A 1,531-nucleotide genomic window follows, 5' to 3' on the forward strand; every position below is an offset into this window, starting at 1 on the left:
CATTCTGGTGGGTCTGGGTGGACTTGAACCACCGACCTCACCCTTATCAGGGGTGCGCTCTAACCACCTGAGCTACAGACCCGGTTTTGCTTGTCTTCGAACCGTCTGGCCGCGTTGCAACCTTCACGCTATTGGTCACGTACGTGTGTACGCTCCCGCCATCGCTCAGCCTGCACCTTGCCAGCCGATCCGAATCCGGCGCTAAACCCTGAGGTTTAAACAAACCGTCTCGGGCCTGCAAAGACCCAATTGCTCTCTCTATCAATCAACCAAGTAATTCGTGTGGACTCTGACCGAAGCGTCGACTTCGTTTAAGGAGGTGATCCAGCCCCAGGTTCCCCTAGGGCTACCTTGTTACGACTTCACCCCAGTCATGAACCACACCGTGGTGATCGTCCTCCCGAAGGTTAGACTAACCACTTCTGGTGCAATCCACTCCCATGGTGTGACGGGCGGTGTGTACAAGGCCCGGGAACGTATTCACCGTGACATTCTGATTCACGATTACTAGCGATTCCGACTTCACGGAGTCGAGTTGCAGACTCCGATCCGGACTACGATGCGTTTTGTGAGATTGGCTCCCCCTCGCGGGTTTGCAACCCTCTGTACGCACCATTGTAGCACGTGTGTAGCCCTGGCCGTAAGGGCCATGATGACCTGACGTCATCCCCACCTTCCTCCGGTTTGTCACCGGCAGTCTCCCTAGAGTTCTCAGCCGAACTGCTAGCAACTAGGGATAGGGGTTGCGCTCGTTACGGGACTTAACCCAACATCTCACGACACGAGCTGACGACGGCCATGCAGCACCTGTGTCTGAGTTCCCGAAGGCACCAATCCATCTCTGGAAAGTTCTCAGCATGTCAAGGCCAGGTAAGGTTCTTCGCGTTGCGTCGAATTAAACCACATGCTCCACCGCTTGTGCGGGCCCCCGTCAATTCATTTGAGTTTTAACCTTGCGGCCGTACTCCCCAGGCGGTCAACTTAGTGCGTTAGCTGCGCCACTAAGGATTCAAGATCCCCAACGGCTAGTTGACATCGTTTACGGCGTGGACTACCAGGGTATCTAATCCTGTTTGCTCCCCACGCTTTCGCACCTCAGTGTCAGTGTTGGTCCAGGTAGCCGCCTTCGCCACTGGTGTTCCTTCCTATATCTACGCATTTCACCGCTACACAGGAAATTCCACTACCCTCTACCACACTCTAGCCAAGCAGTTCGAAATGCCGTTCCCAGGTTAAGCCCGGGGCTTTCACATCTCGCTTACTCAACCACCTACGCGCGCTTTACGCCCAGTAATTCCGATTAACGCTTGCACCCTCCGTATTACCGCGGCTGCTGGCACGGAGTTAGCCGGTGCTTCTTCTGTGAGTGACGTCAATCCTCAAGGGTATTAACCTTAAGGCCTTCCTCCTCACTGAAAGTGCTTTACAACCCGAAAGCCTTCTTCACACACGCGGCATGGCTGGATCAGGCTTGCGCCCATTGTCCAATATTCCCCACTGCTGCCTCCCGTAGGAGTTCGGGCCGTGTCTC

General features: G+C 55.1%; 1 tRNA gene and 1 rRNA gene. Both read right to left on the bottom strand.

The features are described 5' to 3' along the window. Positions 1-5: 5 nt before the first annotated feature. Positions 6-82: transfer RNA gene (locus CDH48_RS19000), tRNA-Ile, on the bottom strand. Positions 83-312: 230 nt separating this feature from the next. Beyond that, positions 313-1,531, bottom strand: a 16S ribosomal RNA gene (locus CDH48_RS19005); the annotation flags it as partial.

This window comes from Marinobacter aromaticivorans, from assembly GCF_002806975.1.
Lineage (GTDB): Bacteria > Pseudomonadota > Gammaproteobacteria > Pseudomonadales > Oleiphilaceae > Marinobacter > Marinobacter aromaticivorans.